At 36.5% G+C, this 274-nt stretch carries 1 pseudogene; it reads left to right on the top strand.

Annotated features, from left to right (window positions below):
- A pseudogene (locus AAEZ00_RS21180) lies at nt 1-274 on the top strand (hypothetical protein); the annotation flags it as partial.

Genomic DNA, 274 nt, shown 5'->3' with positions numbered 1-274 from the left:
GTTTATTGCAGTCTGGTAAGTTGGTCACACTACCTACAAAAGCGGAGAAGTTGGTTGAGATTGCGAGCAGTAACTGCAAGCAGCTTAGTCGTTTGATCAATGACTTATTAGATATTGAAAAACTGGCTGCTGGTAAAATGTTGTTTGAAATGAAACGATTAAATGTAGTTCCACTTTTACAAAGAGCTATCAATGATCATCAACCATACGCAGACCTGCATAAAATCAGTTTGGCGTTACATGTAGATAAGCAAATAGATGAATTGTTTGTATA

Origin of the sequence: Shewanella sp. S1-49-MNA-CIBAN-0167, assembly GCF_040310145.1 — a bacterium.
Lineage (GTDB): Bacteria > Pseudomonadota > Gammaproteobacteria > Enterobacterales > Shewanellaceae > Shewanella > Shewanella psychromarinicola.
The sequence above is the reverse complement of the archived record's forward strand: the minus strand, read 5'-3'. Positions and strand labels throughout refer to the sequence as shown.